Annotated in this window: 15 protein-coding genes; 4 read left to right on the top strand and 11 right to left on the bottom strand. The window is 35.7% G+C overall.

Translation table 11 applies throughout. From position 1 onward, the window contains the following. Position 1 precedes the first annotated feature (1 nt). From AC1TPB_RS14285 to AC1TPB_RS14240, 10 genes are all read right to left on the bottom strand, one after another. The gene (locus tag AC1TPB_RS14285; protein ID WP_482077121.1) at positions 2-946 is read right to left on the bottom strand and encodes a glycosyltransferase family 2 protein; all 945 of its coding nucleotides are present in this window, start codon (positions 944-946) and stop codon (positions 2-4) included. A 243-nt stretch (positions 947-1,189) separates the two neighbouring features. Next, a complete protein-coding gene (rfbD, locus tag AC1TPB_RS14280; RefSeq protein WP_482077120.1) occupies positions 1,190-2,038 on the bottom strand; it encodes a dTDP-4-dehydrorhamnose reductase in 849 nt (282 codons plus the stop codon). Beyond that, entirely contained in the window at positions 2,028-3,056 is a 1,029-nt protein-coding gene (gene rfbB / locus AC1TPB_RS14275) for a dTDP-glucose 4,6-dehydratase (RefSeq protein WP_482077119.1), read from the bottom strand. Before rfbB ends, rfbD begins: the two co-directional genes overlap by 11 nt. A gap of 10 nt (positions 3,057-3,066) precedes the next feature. Next, the gene (gene rfbC, locus AC1TPB_RS14270; protein WP_482077118.1) at positions 3,067-3,624 is read right to left on the bottom strand and encodes a dTDP-4-dehydrorhamnose 3,5-epimerase; all 558 of its coding nucleotides are present in this window, start codon (positions 3,622-3,624) and stop codon (positions 3,067-3,069) included. A gap of 16 nt (positions 3,625-3,640) precedes the next feature. Further along, positions 3,641-4,384 (bottom strand): sugar phosphate nucleotidyltransferase, encoded by a 744-nt coding sequence (locus AC1TPB_RS14265; RefSeq protein ID WP_482077117.1) that lies wholly within the window; start codon positions 4,382-4,384, stop codon positions 3,641-3,643. A 45-nt stretch (positions 4,385-4,429) separates the two neighbouring features. Continuing rightward, positions 4,430-5,116, bottom strand: coding sequence for an inositol monophosphatase family protein (locus tag AC1TPB_RS14260; RefSeq protein WP_482077116.1), 687 nt, complete (start codon positions 5,114-5,116; stop codon positions 4,430-4,432). Positions 5,117-5,143: 27 nt separating this feature from the next. Next, a complete protein-coding gene (locus tag AC1TPB_RS14255; RefSeq protein WP_482077115.1) occupies positions 5,144-6,739 on the bottom strand; it encodes an aldolase catalytic domain-containing protein in 1,596 nt (531 codons plus the stop codon). Positions 6,740-6,755: 16 nt separating this feature from the next. Beyond that, a complete protein-coding gene (locus tag AC1TPB_RS14250; protein WP_482077114.1) occupies positions 6,756-7,403 on the bottom strand; it encodes an acylneuraminate cytidylyltransferase family protein in 648 nt (215 codons plus the stop codon). Between the two features lie 29 nt (positions 7,404-7,432). Further along, positions 7,433-8,914: a hypothetical protein gene (locus AC1TPB_RS14245; RefSeq protein ID WP_482077113.1), complete on the bottom strand. Its 1,482-nt coding sequence runs from the start codon at positions 8,912-8,914 to the stop codon at positions 7,433-7,435. A gap of 129 nt (positions 8,915-9,043) precedes the next feature. Continuing rightward, positions 9,044-11,161 carry an HAD family hydrolase gene (locus AC1TPB_RS14240; protein WP_482077112.1) on the bottom strand — a complete coding sequence of 706 codons (2,118 nt, stop codon included), beginning with the start codon at positions 11,159-11,161 and terminating at the stop codon, positions 9,044-9,046. Positions 11,162-11,481: 320 nt separating this feature from the next. Here AC1TPB_RS14240 and AC1TPB_RS14235 point away from each other — a divergent pair, with 320 nt between their 5' ends. Both AC1TPB_RS14235 and AC1TPB_RS14230 read left to right on the top strand, forming a co-directional pair. After that, entirely contained in the window at positions 11,482-12,258 is a 777-nt protein-coding gene (locus AC1TPB_RS14235) for an ABC transporter permease (protein WP_482077111.1), read from the top strand. Positions 12,259-12,276: 18 nt separating this feature from the next. Further along, positions 12,277-13,011 carry an ABC transporter ATP-binding protein gene (locus AC1TPB_RS14230; protein WP_482077110.1) on the top strand — a complete coding sequence of 245 codons (735 nt, stop codon included), beginning with the start codon at positions 12,277-12,279 and terminating at the stop codon, positions 13,009-13,011. Positions 13,012-13,018: 7 nt separating this feature from the next. Here AC1TPB_RS14230 and AC1TPB_RS14225 read toward each other — a convergent pair whose 3' ends face one another. Next, positions 13,019-15,088 carry an HAD family hydrolase gene (locus AC1TPB_RS14225; RefSeq protein ID WP_482077109.1) on the bottom strand — a complete coding sequence of 690 codons (2,070 nt, stop codon included), beginning with the start codon at positions 15,086-15,088 and terminating at the stop codon, positions 13,019-13,021. A 262-nt stretch (positions 15,089-15,350) separates the two neighbouring features. Here AC1TPB_RS14225 and AC1TPB_RS14220 point away from each other — a divergent pair, with 262 nt between their 5' ends. Further along, complete coding sequence (locus AC1TPB_RS14220; protein WP_482077108.1) at positions 15,351-17,810, top strand: O-antigen ligase family protein; 2,460 nt, start codon at positions 15,351-15,353, stop codon at positions 17,808-17,810. A gap of 183 nt (positions 17,811-17,993) precedes the next feature. Continuing rightward, a complete protein-coding gene (locus AC1TPB_RS14215; RefSeq protein ID WP_482077107.1) occupies positions 17,994-18,866 on the top strand; it encodes an Abi family protein in 873 nt (290 codons plus the stop codon). Positions 18,867-18,949 lie beyond the last annotated feature (83 nt).

Below are 18,949 nucleotides of genomic sequence, written 5' to 3'. Positions count from 1 at the left end.
TCTACCAATTCTGCTTCCTTTCATTAATTTTACTTAATAATAGTTTGCGCTTGTTCATCATACTAGGATAGGCCTTAGCTACTAGTTTCCAACTACCTAGCAATTCGCGCTCTCGCAGTAAAATATAAAGTAGCTTGGAAAGCTCTCGCACGACGATATTGGGCATTACTTTAACTAAATGCCAGCCAGGCTGTTCATTTTTCATGATCATAAATAGCTGATTTACATAGGAATGCTGTCGCACAAATAACGAAATAAAGCGGCGTCCCTCTTTCTGCCAACCACGAGCATGAACCGCTGTCGCCGCAGGAACATAATGGGAGGACCAGTCTAGCAATCTAGCTCGCCATGCCACATCCACATCTTCCTTGTAAGCGAAAAACTGTTCGTCAAAAAACTCGCCTTCCAGCATGATGTCGTCAATCATTCGTCTTGAATATAGAGCAGCTGCTCCAGAGACTCCGAACACTTCCTCTGGCTCAAGCCACTTGTCTACAGGCTGACCTGCACCACGGTCTATCGCATGACGACTCGACCCCATATGCAGACCAGTGCTGTCAACAATAGAAGGATCAGACTTGAGCATTAATAGCCCTGTCGCGCTTCCAGCATGCGCATCACCCTCTAATCTATTGACCAAATGAACAATATAATCGGAATCTAGTACAACGTCTGGATTTAATACGAGTACATAATCCGAGCTCGTTGCGGCAATCGCTTGATTTTGTCCACCAGCGAACCCATTGTTAATTGTATTCACATATAATACTATTGGTGTTCCTTCGTTCATCCGTTGCTGCACAAGCGTTACGGAATGATCTGAGGAAGCGTTATCGACTACGATGATAGATTGAATAGGCTGCGACTGCAGCATAACGGCATCAAGACACGAAGAAATATCCTCCGCGCTATTATAGGTAACTATGCAGACGCTAACTGTAGCCATTTCGATCATCCTTTCGAGAGGTTATTCAAAAAGTCGGCTTTGATAACGAAGATTATGCTAACGTATCTTATTCGGCATCGAATATGAAGCGAACTTGGAAAGTACGGTTCGCGTGTACGTATTAATGTACACTTGCGCTTCCGCCTTTCTCAAGTAGCGCTCCATCTTCTCGATTCTGAAAGCCCACTTTTTGAATCTTTATTGGAATTGGGGTTATTCAAAAAGTCGGCTTTATCTTCAATATTATTTACTCAAAAAATCACGTAAAGCGTCTTGCCAATGTCTCATCGGCTCAAAACCGTTCAACGCCATATTGCGATGCTCGATAACCGAGTAGGTAGGTCGTGGGGCTGGTCTTGGAAATTCATCTGTCGTACAAGCTTCAACTTGAACATCAGCGCCACTTTCTGCAAATATTGCTGTAGCAAAATCATACCATGAGCATGAGCCCGCATTAGATGCATGATATATACCGTAACGATCAGTCTCAACAAGCTGCAATAAAAATCGAGCGAGATCATAAGTATAAGTCGGCGAGCCGATCTGATCGGCAACAACCTTCAATACTTTGCGCTGCTGGGCTAGAGACAGCATCGTTTTCACAAAGTTATTGCCATATTGACCATACACCCATGACGTTCGAACGATGAAAGAATGGGGATGAATCGCTTGAACCGCTTGTTCACCTGCAAGCTTAGAGCTACCGTAGACTGTTGTCGGACTTACAGCATCCGACTCAATATATGGCGTATTACCCTTCCCATCAAACACATAGTCCGTACTTATATAAATGAGCTTAGCCCCTATTTCATGCGACGCCAGTGCAATATTACTCGTACCATCTCTATTCACACGAAAAGCCTCATCCTGTTCGGACTCGGCTTTATCTACAGCTGTATAGGCCCCGCAATGAATAACCGCAAACGGCTTATATTCATCCATAGCTTGACGGCAAGCTGCTAGATCTGTAATATCGAGCTCATTGCGACTCAGACCAATGATGTTGAAGGCTGTATGTTCAAATAATACTAACTCACGGCCAAGCTGTCCATTCGCGCCCGTTACAACAATCGTTAGCTTATCACTCATCATCTTTGACCCCTAACCGTTCTTCATACTGCTCATCGTAATAGCTTTGGTAAGCACCGCTTACTACTTGCTCAGTCCATTGTAAATGATCCAAATACCAACGAACCGTTTCACGAATACCTGTCTCATAGTTGAATTTCGGCTCCCAGCCAAGCTCTCTACGAATTTTATCCGCATCAATCGCATAACGACGATCATGTCCAAGACGATCCGTTACATAAGTAATAAGGGATTCAGGCTTGCCAAGCTCCTCTAATATCGTACGAATAACCTGCAAATTATTACGCTCGTTCCGTCCACCTACATTATAGACCTCGCCGCTGACACCTTTATGCAGAACAAGATCAATCGCACTGCAATGATCCTCGACATATAGCCAGTCTCTAACATTTAAGCCATCACCATATACAGGAAGCTGCTTATCATTCAATGCATTGTGAATAATTAGCGGAATTAGCTTCTCAGGAAATTGGAATGGACCATAATTATTGGAACAACGAGTAATATTCACATCGAGGCCGAAAGTCTCGTGATAGGCACGTACAAGCAAATCCGCCCCCGCTTTACTCGCAGAGTATGGACTATTAGGTGCTAATGGTGTTTCTTCCGTAAACAAGCCTGTCTCACCAAGCGTTCCATATACTTCGTCCGTAGACACTTGAACGTATTTCACAACATGATATTGCTTCGTTAGATCAAGCAAAGTCTGTGTACCAACAACATTTGTGCGTACAAATATACCAGGATCCAAAATACTGCGATCAACATGAGATTCCGCAGCAAAGTTAATTACGGCATCAATACCTTGAGCGAACAATGGCTCTAGTTGCGAGCGCTCAGCAATATCCGCTTTAACAAAGGTATGTTGAGCATTCCCTTCAATAGAACGCAAATTTTCCAAATTGCCAGCGTAAGTTAATGCATCTACATTAATAATCGTATATTGCGGATATTTCTCCAGCATATAGTGAACAAAATTGCTGCCTATAAAACCAGCACCGCCAGTAACCAGTAATTTCATATTGTTGGACTCACCCTTCATATTCAAAGTTTAATTCCGCTTCTGCCAGTAGAGGATGATTACGATCCTTTTCCGAAAGAATTGGAGTTGACGTTGGCCAATCAATATGAAGCGCAGCATCATCCCACGCTATGCCTCGATCATGTTCTGGCGAATAGTAGCTATCAACCTTATATTGCACTTCACAATTCGGCACAAGCGTACAGAAGCCATGTGCGAAGCCTTGAGGAATGAAGAGCTGACGTTTGTTACTAGCTGATAGTACAAAACCCTCCCATTGACCGAAAGTAGGAGAGTTTCTACGAATATCGACAACAACATCAATAATTTCCCCGGAAATGACACGAATCAACTTCGTCTGTGCAGCTGGATTAAGCTGGTAGTGTAGCCCTCTTAATACACCTGCTTCAGCGGATAATGAATGATTGTCCTGTACGAAAACAGTATAGATACCATGTTTGTTGAATGTTTCCTGATTATAGCTTTCCATAAAGAAGCCGCGATTGTCGCCATGTATAACTGGTTCAATAAGTTTTATTCCAAGTAGTTTTGTTGTTAATACCTTCATTGTTCTATCCTACTTTCTATAGCTTAAGCTTGCCGAATTGCTCGCCGTATTGTATGGATTGTGCAAGCTCATTCGCTTTACTATAAGAAGCATGAGTACCTGCGTCCGTCCACCAACCATCAAGAATAGTATAGCTTAGCTCGTTCGTAGCAATGTAGGCATTATTAACATCAGTAATTTCAAGCTCGCCACGCTGTGAGGGCTGCAATGTACGAATAATATCGAACACACGGCTATCAAACATATAGATGCCTGTTACGGCATAACTCGACTGAGGCAGCTTAGGCTTTTCCTCGATCGAAATAATACGATCACCACTTAGCTTAGCCACTCCATAGCGCTCAGGATCATGAACCTGCTGAATAAGTAGCTTAGCTCCGCTCGTCTGCTGCCCAAAGTCAGCAACATAATCGGCAATACTATCTTTAAAAACATTATCCCCTAGTAAAACAACCATTTGATCATCGCCTACAAAATGTTCAGCCATGCCAAGCGCTTGTGCAATACCGCCTGCCTCATCCTGAACTTTGTAGGTGAAGGACATCCCAAAATCCCGTCCACTGCCAAGTAGACTCACGACATCCCCCATATGCTCCTTACCTGTAATAATAAGAATATCTTCAAGTCCAGCTTCTTGAAGCTTAGCAATCGAATGAAAGATCATCGGATACTTGCCAACGGGCAGAAGGTGTTTGTTAGTTACTTTGGTTAGTGGGTAGAGGCGTGAGCCTGTCCCTCCAGCTAGGATTATGCCTTTCATTTGGGTGCCCTCCAATTGATAAAAATTATCGATTAGTTCTGCAATCTATCTACTTATATCAATCCGATATTTACGACTTGGATCTAGAAATTCACCTGCGAATTTCTCACCTTCAACCCAAACGGTGCATCCATGTTCTAAAGCAAGCATCATCCCTGGCATCAGATCCCATACATAGGCACCTTTCGGATTAACAAATCTACGGAATGAACCTCTAATAACATTGTATAAATTATAGACAGCACAGCCCATCATTCTGTATTCGCCGGGTTCGCTCATAATATCGATAATACCTTGGGACATGGAAGATGATGTGCCTGTAAGTCGTGATTGAACCGTTTGTATTTTATCTCCAGTTACAAGTCTAATATTAAGTTCAGGCATTAATAAAAAACTTCCTAGAAAATTCGTTCCTTGCCATAAACCAAATGATACGCCCCATTCCATTAGACCAGAACAGAAATTTTCCGTTCCATCAATCGGATCTAATACAACGACATATCCCTCTGTCGAAACAGAAGAGAAATCAAATGATTCCTCTCCAATAAATACAACATTAGGTAGTTTCAATTGAATATAACCATGAACTAGTTGCTCAATATATATATCTGAAGAAGTAACCGGAGTTCCATCTTCTTTCATTGTAATCTCATATCGTGTAGCCTCAATCTGGGGTAAATGATCAATGATTAGATCACATACCTCGTTTAGAAAGCGCTGAATCTCAATCATGACAGTGTTTACCTCCAATTTACACTTCTATAGTTTCTTATATAGAGAATCCGTTACAAAGCTCAATTCAAGCATACCTGAGAACTCATAGACAACCTCAGCAATCTGCTCGTTCATCGCAGTAAAAGTTTCATTGTCTAAGCTTGTCTCCAGATTAGTTTCATAATAATTATGAGAAGTATCCGATTGGAAGCCATCAAAGCCTGCAATATCAATTCTATTTACATTTAATTTATTTAACAGGGAAATCAACATTAATGTCGCATTATCGTTAACAAGCGGCTGCGCATTTAAGTAGTCACTATAATTAACACCATATTTATAGTTTGATGCATTAGTCTTAATATTTGACGTAACGATCGTCTTCATAGAACTTTGATCATGCGCTTTATCTTCAATAAATCTTTGGAAACGCTTAGCGTTACTAAAGAAGTAGAGATCAGGACTTATCCCATTTCCATCGAAGTTAACAGAAATAATAAGTGGCTTCTTCTCTTCAATATAGGAAGATATTTGATCAATATTTCCCCTCACACTTGGACCAGGAGCAACTACCAAAATGTTTCTACCATTAATCATGTTGCCTAATTGCTCAATATCGTTAGAGTCATCGATAAAATGTTGTTGATATTGCATATAAAGCTCTGAAATATATTCCACACTAAATAATTCGCGTTTATCTTTCGCGATATTATTTAGTATTGTGCTAATAGATTTGACAGGTAGTGTCTTTCTATTCATTAAGTACGACGCATAGTTAGGATGACAGTTATTAATCGCCGCCAGATAATAAGGAACAGAATAACCCCAAGTATACTTTTCTAGTAGCGGACTTATCGTTTCATCGACGATTTCAAGTAAATAATCCGTCTTATATTGAGCATTCTTCACCACATTAAGATGCTGTGTAATCAACTCTGTATTGAGATTACCAGCGCCCCTGCCCATGCCATATACCGACGAGTCAACAATAATAGTTCTCTTTGTATGTACATCTACCAGCGTTTGCGCATTCGAAAACGAAAGTTGTAGGTTATTGTGTGAATGAAAACCAATAATAATTTCTTGATCTAAATTATTATCTAGTAGATAGAACATACGAAGTACATCATTTTTCCTCATCAAACCTAATGTATCCACAATATAAAAAGCGAATGGCTCGAGTACATTAACTAGTTCAATAAGTTCTAGCAAGTATTTATCCGAATAGCTAGTCGTTCCTACCGGTTGAACATATACCTTATAGCCCTTTTCTTGGATCTGTTGGCAATACGTAATAGCTTCCTTAACTTCATCTTCATGAAAAGTTACTCTAATCCCGTTAATAGACTTTCCATCATATGGCTTTAGTTGATTCAAATCAAGAAAACCATATCGAGTCATAGCGACATATTGAGTATTACCATGTTCGATCGGAAGCAATGCTTCAATCTGACTCACATCGTTAAAGAAGCTACATTCTGCGTTATACTCCCCATCTTCCAAAAAACCACACTCAATAATATCGATATTAGATCGCGTCAATCTCGATAGAATACTCATAGTATTACGTCGTCCAAAATTCCAATCATTGATGTATCCACCATCACGGAGTGTGCAATCTAAAATTAGAAAGTTATTCATTTCATACCTCCATTAACTACTCACGATAAGATGATAACGCGTTAGCAATTATAAAATCCTCTCGGTCATTAATATCTACACTTTCAATTTTTGATAATTCTACAAAGTATGGCTTCTGACCTACACGTTTATTTTCATTTAAGATCAATTCTCTCGAGTAGATGTACAATCCACAAGTTTCAGCGTATATGGGAGGTAAATCCTGAGTTCTTGGAATATTATCTAATGAGTAATTTAAAGGTTGATTATCTTTCCAAAGAAATTCGTATAACCTATGAACTCCAATAGCAGAATCGTATTCGCCACTTTTAACCATTTCCACGCCACGATTAATACTTTCTGGCTTAATAAATGGTGCAGTAGTATGGGTTAGAACATAGTAATCGGCATCTACATCTCTGGCAAAAGAAGATAATACTTCATTAAATGGCGTGCTGGATAAATCTAGGTGCGTACTTCTCGTTAAATACTTCACACCATCTACTAGATAATCTTTAATTTTTTCATCACTGCAATACACATAGATTTCATCTATATTTTCAACTTTAACCAGAGTATCTTGTATATAACTAACTAAGGAGCGTCCATTATCGAAAGGTAGAATATTCTTGTTTGATAATCTTTCACTATTTAATTTAATAGGTACAAAAGCAACGACTTTCATCTTTTCGTCCTCCTATCCACAACTTAGTTCTAACTTTTAGAGATTTTTTCTCTTAGTTCTTTTTCGAGTTTAATATAATGAAGCAGTCTTTTTTCTGTAGCTTCGAGAATTCCTTCGAGTACTTTTATTTTCATTTGATCTTCTGATAATTTCTCTACTAATAACTTACTATTTAAACTTCCCAGTTCTTTTTCAATGGTTATATTATTGACCATTTCCCTAATCTCCTTGCTTTTTGAAATTATATAAATGATCTCTAAGCGTTTGGAATCTGTATCTATTTCTTCAACAATGATTTCAATTGGGGTTACATATTCTAAAATATCTTTTCGACTATAATCATAAAATTTATAGTCTTTTTTTGTATTTAAGAAAATAGCTACACTAGTTTCATTCATTTCGCTTACAAAGTTAATAAATGATAAATCATCCATTTGTGTATCATAATCATCCACAAAAATAAATCCTTCTTTTTCAATAGAAGAAACATCTTCTCTATTACTTATCTCCATGTCATAATCAATGTCAGAGTAGTTGATTAAATTCTTTAGTAATATGGAATCTGTATTAATAGCTTGTATCGTACCCGCAATGTCTAATTTACTAACTATACTAGCAGCAATATAGTATTGGTGGATGCTTCGAAAATCCTTTTCGAACTCGTTTGAAAAGCTTATGGCGTTCTTAAAATATCCGGTTAAATTATTGATTGCAGTAGAAGTAATTGTTATCACATTCTCAGGAATATGGTTGAAAACAAACGGCATTAATTCAGAAGGAAATTTTTCTTTGACAATGCTGGCATTAGGGAAGAGTTTATCATAGTACATCAAATCATCCGGATGTGGTTTGATAACAACATGATCTTTCTCTAGAAAATAATCCATTACTAGTTTATAAATCTCTTTTTGATCATCGAAAGACATAATATTCAAATTGGCAAAGTGCTGCGTTAATAGGATTATTGAAGATTCTGCAATATTAATTTTCTCATCAATGCCAAAAAAATTAATAACTTTCTTTGTGTAATTAGCGTCTAATTTACCGAGTTCTTCAACTACATCAAAATGCTCTAATATATCTGATGTAAACTTTTCAATCTGTGCATTTTTGTTTCCTATTTGCTTCTCAATTAATGAATTAACACCATTGTACAAACCCATTTCTTTAGCAACACTATGTTTAATCTCTGAAATTTCCACTTCAATACCTTCTAAAATATGAGGTCTACTTATAAGTCCACTAGCATCCTCCATAAATACAAATGGTTTAGATTGTGAAACAAGGTAAATACCAAATACACTATGTGCACAGCCCACTATTAAAGATTTGTACTGATCAATATTGATTTCATTCGTTACAAAATAACGATCAAATACTTCATCAATATGTTGTACTATATCCTTTTGATTTATTGAAAACTCATTATTTCGATACATATATACTTTGCCGAAAAATATATCGTACATTTTTTTATAGTGAGGGAATTTCATTTCCAAAAAATCTGACAATAGAATATGACATTCTTCACTTTTATGAAAAACTTCTTTATGAACAATACAACTTAACAACTGATACGACGAAACTGCATGATATAGAATCAATTTCCTCACCCCAAATTAAAAATAATAACCTTCAGATTACAATTTTACAGACTTCATAATATCCTCTAATGTTTCAAATGTTTGATTTTCCGTATCTCCAAACACACCCCTAGAGAACTGAAGATCACCTAAGTTTGTGCGAATAAATTTCAAATCTCTTATGATCATGCGATACGGTAGATATGCGTCATAGCCCGATATTGAAAGCAGGTATTGATAACTCCCGAAGGTTTTCTTGTGAAGTTTAACAAAATCAAAAATACCATTCTGAATTTCATTTATTATTTTATAGTTATCAACTTCTGGAACATCAAATAAAAACTTATATCCATCTGCTGTTTTTTCAATGCCTGCAAAAGACGGATATAACGCTTGAGTAAACAATTCAAAATATATGTTATTAGTATTCTTATTAGTATTAGAATGGCTATCATAATGACCCCGATTATGCATCCTCGAGAATAAGTACGTGCTTAAATCTTCATTCATGATTTGATGTATATTTGCATGATGGTTCCAATGTCTAGACGCAGCAACCAATGACTTTACTTCACAGTTCATTTTAAATTTTTCTTCAACAAGGTATTTAATTCCTGATCCTCCAGATCCAACCCAACCTACATCGACAACTGCAATTTTCTTTGCACCTTGTATAAGGCTATTAAAATATTCCTCTACTATATCAATGTCTTTTGTCAGTATTCTTACGACATCATCCCAATTATCTACAAAGAAATGTTCGATAGTTTTTACATTACCTTTATGAATAATCTCATCTTCATCAAGACCGTATTCACCAAGTAAAGGGATCATTTCTTCTAACTCAAGTGATTCTAAAAGTGCTTTCATCTTAGTTGTTAATATATTTAACGCTTTATGAAATACCATTCGAGTTAAAAAATCATCCCTATTAATATCTATCGTATATTTAGTATTAGCAATTCTTGACCAATACATATATTCATTATCCATATCAGAAAACATGTAATTGAATACCTTTCGATAGATATCCCCATCTCTTGATAAAAATATCACTTTATCCACATTATTTTTCTTCGCATAATCGTAGATCCATTGGCAATAACCTAGTACATATAGACCGCCATAAGTAAATCCATACTCATACTGAGGAGAATACTGTTTTATTCCATTATGAAGATGAGTATTTACAAGTCCAGCGTAAGTAGAACCTATAAGTTCAGACATCCCATCAGCTCTATACTGATTACCAATATCATGAACATTTTTATAGTACCTAGCTTCAATTCCTTCTTCTTTTGCACATTGAATATCAGAATAATGATTATCGCCAACATGTACTATAGTATCTGATTTATCCAGTTTACTTTTCACTATTTTATATAATTGTTTATTACTTTTACTTGCATTACTTTCACTTGAAACAAATACACTGAAAAAATCTTCATATCCGCATTTTTCCATTAATTTCACAAGCATCGATTTAGTAACATACATATCTGATACGGCAATAATCTTCTTCTTCTGTGATTTTAGTATTTTAAAAACTTCAAGCATATAAGGGTTTGCAAAACAAAATTCTAATTCTGTTTCAAACTCGACTTGTACTCCATAATCCTTTTTAATGCCAGTTCTGTATTCAATAATCTCGTAAATATCGTCTAATGTAACTTCATGATTTCCTTTTTTTACTTCTGCTAATTTACGAGCATCCGCTTCAGCTGTTCTCCTAATAGTCATGAAGTTCACAACATTATGCTTTTCACCTAATATCATAAAAAGATCATGTGGTTGAGCAAACGGTCTTAGAATTAAAGTATCAAACACATCAAATGAAATTACATCATATTTCAATAACTCTTGGGCAAAATGCAGCGCTTTAGGGCGATTTTGAATTCCTGACTCCGCTCCATCTAAATATGGGAGCTTACCTTTGCGAGGAATTTGATTTGTTTTTCTGACTGAATTCAGCATGTTATCGGATGTCTTATCCTCATTTTGCACTCTAATTATTCGATAAGTAAAATTAAGTGTTGCGATATACATTAATGACTTGAGTTTATTCTCCTTCTTATCAACATGTCCCCATTTATAGAACTGATATCTCCGTAGAATATGGGGGTTTTTCTCCACAAAAAAATAGAAAAGTGAATTTTTAAAACTTCGTGATGACATTTTGTACCTCCAAGATTAATCTTTTGTAAATCTCTCGTTTTGTTTTTATTAAATATAAGTATAACAAAATATGACACGATAATGTGTTATTCCATAGTTTTTTTAACTTTTTCCTACTTAGTTCAATTTTAACTGTCTAAATACAACATAAAGATCCTACTTTGATTACAACTCGTTACTCCATCATGAATATTATCAGTAAACATACATTGACTACAATAAAACTTGCCTCAACACTACTAATTAAGTTAGAGTAAGGATGATATGAACCGATTATTAATATACTCTTAACAAATAGATCCTAATTAAGGAAGTCGAAGATGCACACCTATATACAAAACCTATTCAAGTATAAAGATTTGTTTGTACGATTGGTCGTTCAAGATGTTAAATTGAAATATAAGAACTCTTTTTTTGGGATTTTATGGAGTATGTTAAATCCATTGCTTATGATGGTTGTTTTTAGCATCATATTTATGACACTATTCAAAAACAACATCCCTAATTTTCCAGTATATGTATTAATAGGTAGGGTTCTCTATCAGTTTTTCTCTGAATCAACAAACTTTGCTATGGATTCTATTCAAGCAAACGCTGCATTGATTAAAAAAGTCTATGTTCCCAAATACTTTTTTCCATTATCGAGAATACTCTCTTCACTCATCATATCAGTAATCTCGTTCATTCCTGTAATATTCATGATGTTATTTACTGGGATGTCTTTTCATTGGATTAACCTACTATTCTTTCTACCCTTGATATATTTATTGTTTATCAGTGCAGGAATCGGACTTTTTCTTTCAGCCATCACTGTCTTTTTTAATGATATTAAACACTTTTATTCCATCATCTTGTTGGTCATGATGTATATGACACCTATTTTTTATCCAGCATCCATCATACCTGAGCAATACATGCCACTAATCATGCTCAATCCCTTATACCCTGTAGTAAATATTTTCCGAGATATCGTTATGTTTGGAGTGTTTTCTGATCTAAGTTCACATTTACTAGCAATTTCATACGCAGTATTGTACAGCGGTTTAGGATTACTCGTATTTTATAAAACACAAGATCGATTTATTTATCATTTATAAAAGTTGAGGTAGCAATCTATGCATGAAATAGCCATTGAAGTATCCAACGTATCTATGAAATATCGTCTAACAACAGAGAAAGTTGATTCATTAAAATACTTTCTTATCAAAAAAATAAAAAAGCAGGTCAATTATGAAACTTTTCACGCTCTTGATAAAGTGTCATTTTCCGTAAACAAGGGTGAAGTATTGGGTATCGTAGGAATGAATGGTGCCGGGAAAAGTACCTTATTGAAAATAATTGCTGGGGTGCTCAAACCTACTACTGGTACTATTACGCGTGAAGGAAGCATTGCACCTCTGCTTGAACTGGGCGCTGGCTTTAATGGTGAACTATCGGGAGCTGACAATATATATCTGAACGGTTTGCTTCTTGGATATTCCAAAAAGTTTATTCAAGAAAAGTACGATGAAATTGTTGAGTTTGCCGAACTTGAAAAATTCATCTATACTCCTTTGAAAAACTATTCATCCGGTATGAAATCCCGCCTTGGATTCGCTATTGCCACTGTTGTTCAACCTGAAATTTTGATTGTGGATGAAGTATTATCCGTAGGGGATTTCAAATTCAAAGAAAAGTCAGAACAACGAATTCGTGAACTGATGGGGAACGGTACGACGGTACTATTTGTTTCTCATAACACGAAGCAGGTCGAAGACTTATGTAATAGAGTCCTTTGGCTAGAGCAAGGAGCTATCCGTAAGATTGGACCTGCATCTGAAATAATAACTGAATTTGTTCAACATAAATAAATGATAATTATTTTCTAACTAGAGCCTTTACTATACTAAAGGCTTTTTTTATTGCCTTTTTCGGATTTTTAACAGCCTTTTTTAGTAAAGTCAGAACTCTTCTTATTTTTATTTGTTTCACTTGACTCTTAAGTCCATAAAGCAATTCAATTTCGTGTTCATTGAACAATCGACCTTGATCGTCCTTAATTAGCATTCCATTATGCCACAAGTGGTATCCTGCTTCTCTTTTGCATACTACCCTATCTTCCAAATAATCATCTATTGTAATGATACTAACATATTGCTTAATATCTTTTGAATTTCCGAACCCTACTGAATTAGTTAATTTAGAAAATTGCTGTAGATCCTCAATTCTAAAAGCTTCAATGAATTTTTCTAATTCACTCAACGAATTTTTCAAACTTATCGTTTTCAAATATGACTTATACTTTAGTATTTGTTGAAAAACATCGCTAGCACCTTGCTGCATTGTAGATAAGGCTTCATACACATAGACATTCTGCTCTACATTTTTAAAATGTGGAACAGCCTTGTTACTTTCATCAACCGAAAATTTTATCAATGATCCTTCAGGTGCAGAAAATAAAAATTCATACATCATTACATTCCGTATAATTGAATTTCTCGCCTTTAGGGGAACTCCTAAATGAAAGGCGTACCCTATCGAATCTTTCTTAATTTCTTCTTTCATACTTTCAATAGTAGCAAAGTAGTAGCCCTTCACTCTTTGGCTTGTAAGATTTTGTATAGCTAATTGCGTTGAACCACTCCAGCCGATATCAAATACATTTATGTATTCCTTATTCAAAATTTCTATCTGATCAAAGTATTGATGCAACGCTTCTTTTTCTTTTATTAAAATGGATTGGATATCTTCCCATATATGAACTAAAAACGACTTGATATTTTTAGAGTTTTTGTCTGTTAATATTTCGTTAACAGATTCAATTAGAAAGCTACTTATACTACTCTCGTAATCTAGATAATCCAGTCCAACATTATCTAAAATTTCTCTTAAAGTAATCCGCTGATCGAGTCCCGCATTATACAACATGAGATAATCTATTGCCTCATCTTGTTCTAATGTTAACAAATACGGATATACATAGGCTCTTCTGGAAGCGTAGATATATTTCCCTTCTGGAAGCGTTGGATTTTCCTCGCGAAGAAGCTGGTACAGTTGATACGGAAAGTACCCATCCCTAGATAAGAAATAGATATGATTTTCATGCTTAAGTTGCTCCACTAGCCATTGCATTAAGCCAAAATATAGAGAAGAAGCAACACTAGCACCAAATCTATACCAATATTGATCCACATGATTAAGGTACTTATTATTTATTTGAATAGCTCGTACTATTGAATCTCCCAAGTTATCTAAATGGGTTGTATTCTCTCTATCACTCAGTTTTTTATAATAGTATGCCTCTAAACCATTGGCTTTCGCATTTGTTATGTCAGAGCGCTTGTTATCCCCAATATGAATCCACTTTGTCGACTTGTTAATATGCTCAATCATCCTAATATGTTTATATATAGTGCCAGTTGCTTTAGTTACATTCAATTCATTCGAAACATACAATCGATCATACGCTTCAATTCCCTTATTCTTTAGAAGGTTTTCAATAATTGAATAAGATAGATACATATCACTGATTATGTATATTGTTTTCCCTCTTGATTTAGCATAATCGTAAACAGCCTTCATATCACTGTTAGCTATAAGAAATTTATTTTCAAGTTCTATCTCAATTTCTTTATATTCTAAAGAAGCATTACCTATTAATTCGAATAAACAATCATATATTTCATTGAAGGAAACATCTTCATTATTCGTTCTTGATCGTGCAAGCGCTTCTGCCTTTACCCTATTATTGTAAAAATCTAATTGCCGGTTATTGCGATTGTTATATTCAATTTCAACAGCCTTAAAAATATCAGTTGGTGAAATCACGTTTCGTAGTAGTAGAGTGTCGAATATGTCAAACGAAACTATACTCGCTTTATCTATATTAGCTAATAATATTTCAATATCTGGAATCGAATACAAAGACTGTTCATGGAATAAACCCATTTAAAATTTCCCCCAAAAATAATAGTTGATTGGTAATAAAACATTCTCCTTCTCTAACAAGATTATACACTACCACGAATTAATAAGTATCCTCTACCTAGAGAACAATAAGTACAATATGTTCATTAGTTTTTTAACCGTATCTATGTAATCATCTTTAATAGTAATTTATTGACTCCCCTCGACAACATTCTTTAACCACCTTACATAACTATGATATACTACATAAAGTATTTTACATCGCTAAAAAGGGAGAAAAATTATGGCAACAAAGCATAAAAAATCTAATTTATTATATTCCGAACATCTACTAACCTATCGTTCCACTATTTTCTGGATCATGAGTAGCTGTCTTATTTTCTTCTTTCTGTTCATGCCGTTTCAAGGTGGCTTGTTAAACGGTAGTCAGCCCTCCACTGAAATCGATATATTGTATAGCTTCATTATAGGCGCTATCTTATTAGCTTGTCTTGGTATTCATCTCTATCAATCTCGTCGTAATGGTTTAACGCATACTCCTTATCGCTATATTATATGGAGCATTCCGCTTTCCTATTGTATCTCAATGCTTGGAGCGGTATCTGCTCATTATTCCTACATAGAATTTATGATTTGGGTGTTTTACGCTATATTTTTCATGACTGCGTATCATTTATTACGTCAGACTGATGGTCAGCACATTGCTTTCTACATCTATATGGGTACTTCATCCGTTATCGTTCTTTTCGGCATGATGAACTGGTTCGGTAATGCATCCCTTTGGGGTTTGCTTCCGTGGGAGGTTTATCCTGATGCGGCATGGAATAGTGGCATTGATATTAGGCTAGCATCCGTTTTCCAATATGCAAATAGCTACGCCGCCTATTTAATCGCATTCTCGTTTGCTAGCTTAGCTACGGTCGTCTATTCAAAGAATAAATATGTGGTGCTGTTTGCATCGTTTATATTCGTACCTACTTTTGTATCCTTTATTCTTACGTATTCTCGGGCCGGATGGCTTGTTTTCCCGATTGTTTTACTTTTAATTCTGCCTTTAATTACGTTTTCCAAACAAATTCAACTGTTATTCCATCTTTTCATTGGTGCTATTGCAAGTATTGTGATCTTATCGAGCGTCACTAGTTTAGGATTATTGCTGCAACAAGATCATACCCAAGGAAAGGCATTTCAAGCATGGTCTATCTTAATTGTTGTTTCCTTGATGACGGCAATTATTTCGCTCCTTTTCAATAAATACGCAGCGACACGTCTTGAGCAAAAGCTACAAGGATGGAATTCGAAAAAAATGATTAATCTGTTCTTGCCTAGTTTAGGAATTGTAGCAGGCGTGGCAGGTATCATTCTCTTATTTGGAAATACTGGCTTTATTAAATTATTACCAGACAGCATTGGATCACGCCTTGAAAATATTAACTTGAATCAGCATAGTGTGCTGGAGCGAGGAACTTTTTATGCGGATGCTATTACCCTTTGGAAAGACTATCCGATTTTTGGCGCTGGCGGGGGAGCGTGGCAAACCCTTTACCAACAATATCAAAACAATCCTTACACTAGTAATCAAGTACACAGCTTCTTTATACAAATGCTTGTTGAAGTTGGAATCTTTGGTATTCTAGCTTTATTTATAGTGTTAATAACTGTTTATTATCTGTTCTTAAGATCATTTTCGAAAAAGGCTGACGAAGACAAACTTATCCCATATATTTGGTTTATTGTAAGTACATCTATCTTGATTCATAGTGTGCTTGATTTCAATATGAGTTATGTCTATCTCGCTGCCCTAGTATTCTTCGCTCTTGGAGGAATGTTGGCATCAAGTGAAACAAAGACATTCCCATGGCAAGAAAAGCTTGCAGCTACTAAGCTTAAGCTAGTCATTCCTGCACTATTGATCGTAGGGGCAGCTGTATATCTAATTATGACGCTCGTTAATATATCAGGCTATCAATCCTATCATAATGTAGAGCAAGTCATTCAAGAGCAAAGCATGGAGCAATCATTAGAGCAACTGAAAACAGCGGCAAGTCGCAATGGCGATCCTGAATATTATGATTTTCAATTAGAACTGTTAACTCGAATGTATGAATCTACTTTTGAGGAGCAATATGCTATAGATGCACAAGCGATACTTGATAAGATGAGTAAGCAAGAGCCTTACTATGAAAACTTCATCTTCCGTCAGCTAGAGTTGAATCGCCTATTGCAAAAGGATGACGAATCCGCAATTGTGTTACAGGAAGCGATCAACAATTTCCCATGGGAAATTGATTATTATGCTGATTTTGCAAAAATCCAATTCCGTAGAGCGGTAGCAGCAATCGGAATTGATGAGCTGCAAGCTGCCAAAGAACATTTACAATCTATTGTCGCTGTACGTGATCAAGTAACTGCCAAAGCATTAGAGCTCGAACTGTTGCCCGATGCTCAATTACAAGGCCGCGAGTTTGGCATAACAGCTACGCTAGCAGCTCCTATCGGACAAGCCTACTTCGTGCTCGGTGATTATGTACAATCTGAAAGCTACTTAGCACTCGCTTGGAACCCAGCATTCACTCATGATGACGATACGATGACAGCTCTCTATTACTCTGCTACTTTGCACAAGCTAGATCGAGCGAATGAAGATATTAACAATACTATTTTTGCAGCGTTCCCGGATACTCAGGAGGAATTGCATGCTGCTATAAATGGGTTGATGGGTGCAGAGCCTATCAACAACTAATAGTTACTGTAACTTGATGGAATCGCGAATAAGAGATTGCCCTGGTTGTCAAATACTATTATATTGACAGAATCAAACTTTCATGAATATACTAATAGTAACAGATCCGGTTCGCGCCTCTTTGAACTTATAGTTCAAACGCGTAAATAGAACCGGACATTTTTTATTTATGGGGTGATTCAAATGACAGACGTAGTTTCATTAAAGCCTCCTACGACATTTGAACAACAACTTGAAATTTTGAAACACAGAGGGCTAATAATAGAAGATCTTGAACGCTCTTCCTCAGTATTACAACGCATTAATTATTACAGATTTACGGCCTACACGTTAACATTTAAAAGTAATGATGTTTTTCATGATAATGTTACATTTGAGACCATATACAGACACTATGACTTTGATGCTAAACTAAGACAACTATTAATGAAATTAATTGAATACATTGAAATCTCTTTTCGTACAAATATTTCATATCTTATCGCACATAATTATGGTTCTGATGGTCATAAAAAAAGAGGAACATTTAGAGATGATAAATGGATAACTACTTTCAATGATGAATTGGATAGGAACCTTGGTAAATCTAGAGATCTCTTCATAGTACATCATTATCATAATTATCAAGGGAATTTCCCAATATGGGTAAGCGTGGAGATTTTACAATTCAGTTGGTTATCTAAACTTTTTAACAATTTGAAAATAAGTGATCAGAGAGCAATCTCCAAAAAATATGGTGTTCATCATAGTGAGATTTCAAATTGGTTACATTTTTTAACTATAACAAGAAATCGATGTGCTCACTATAGTAGATTATTTGATTATTCTTTTCCTATGCACATTAAGTTTAGGGAGAAAGATAAGATACTGGACCTTGATACGAATAAATTGTTCGCTATTATTTTCAATATGCAATATCTAATTACTGAAACAACTACCTGGAATTCATGGATAGTTGAATTAGCCGCTTTAATAGAAGAATACGATTGTGTAGATATTAATAAATTAGGTTTTAAAGATAACTGGAAAGCTTTATTAATCAGGAATTCAATTTAAGTCCTAGATATTTTCGATGATAATGAACAGGGTACCAGTATTAATTCGTAAGTGTGTCTATTTAGATATCATTTTCTGAAAAA

Source organism: Paenibacillus sp. Y951, assembly GCF_056786395.1.
This window is presented reverse-complemented; position numbering and strand designations above follow the sequence as displayed.

What these genes read in the sequence shown, in the direction of transcription:
- rfbC (WP_482077118.1), bottom strand. Translation starts at nt 3,624, where the DNA reads ATGAAGGTATTAACAACAAAACTACTTGGAATAAAACTTATTGAACCA.
- AC1TPB_RS14255 (WP_482077115.1), bottom strand. Translation starts at nt 6,739, where the DNA reads ATGAATAACTTTCTAATTTTAGATTGCACACTCCGTGATGGTGGATAC.
- AC1TPB_RS14215 (WP_482077107.1), top strand. Translation starts at nt 17,994, where the DNA reads ATGACAGACGTAGTTTCATTAAAGCCTCCTACGACATTTGAACAACAA.
- AC1TPB_RS14265 (WP_482077117.1), bottom strand. Translation starts at nt 4,384, where the DNA reads ATGAAAGGCATAATCCTAGCTGGAGGGACAGGCTCACGCCTCTACCCA.
- rfbD (WP_482077120.1), bottom strand. Translation starts at nt 2,038, where the DNA reads ATGATGAGTGATAAGCTAACGATTGTTGTAACGGGCGCGAATGGACAG.
- AC1TPB_RS14235 (WP_482077111.1), top strand. Translation starts at nt 11,482, where the DNA reads ATGCACACCTATATACAAAACCTATTCAAGTATAAAGATTTGTTTGTA.
- AC1TPB_RS14250 (WP_482077114.1), bottom strand. Translation starts at nt 7,403, where the DNA reads ATGAAAGTCGTTGCTTTTGTACCTATTAAATTAAATAGTGAAAGATTA.
- AC1TPB_RS14260 (WP_482077116.1), bottom strand. Translation starts at nt 5,116, where the DNA reads ATGATTGAGATTCAGCGCTTTCTAAACGAGGTATGTGATCTAATCATT.
- rfbB (WP_482077119.1), bottom strand. Translation starts at nt 3,056, where the DNA reads ATGAAATTACTGGTTACTGGCGGTGCTGGTTTTATAGGCAGCAATTTT.
- AC1TPB_RS14285 (WP_482077121.1), bottom strand. Translation starts at nt 946, where the DNA reads ATGGCTACAGTTAGCGTCTGCATAGTTACCTATAATAGCGCGGAGGAT.
- AC1TPB_RS14220 (WP_482077108.1), top strand. Translation starts at nt 15,351, where the DNA reads ATGGCAACAAAGCATAAAAAATCTAATTTATTATATTCCGAACATCTA.
- AC1TPB_RS14225 (WP_482077109.1), bottom strand. Translation starts at nt 15,088, where the DNA reads ATGGGTTTATTCCATGAACAGTCTTTGTATTCGATTCCAGATATTGAA.
- AC1TPB_RS14240 (WP_482077112.1), bottom strand. Translation starts at nt 11,161, where the DNA reads ATGTCATCACGAAGTTTTAAAAATTCACTTTTCTATTTTTTTGTGGAG.
- AC1TPB_RS14230 (WP_482077110.1), top strand. Translation starts at nt 12,277, where the DNA reads ATGCATGAAATAGCCATTGAAGTATCCAACGTATCTATGAAATATCGT.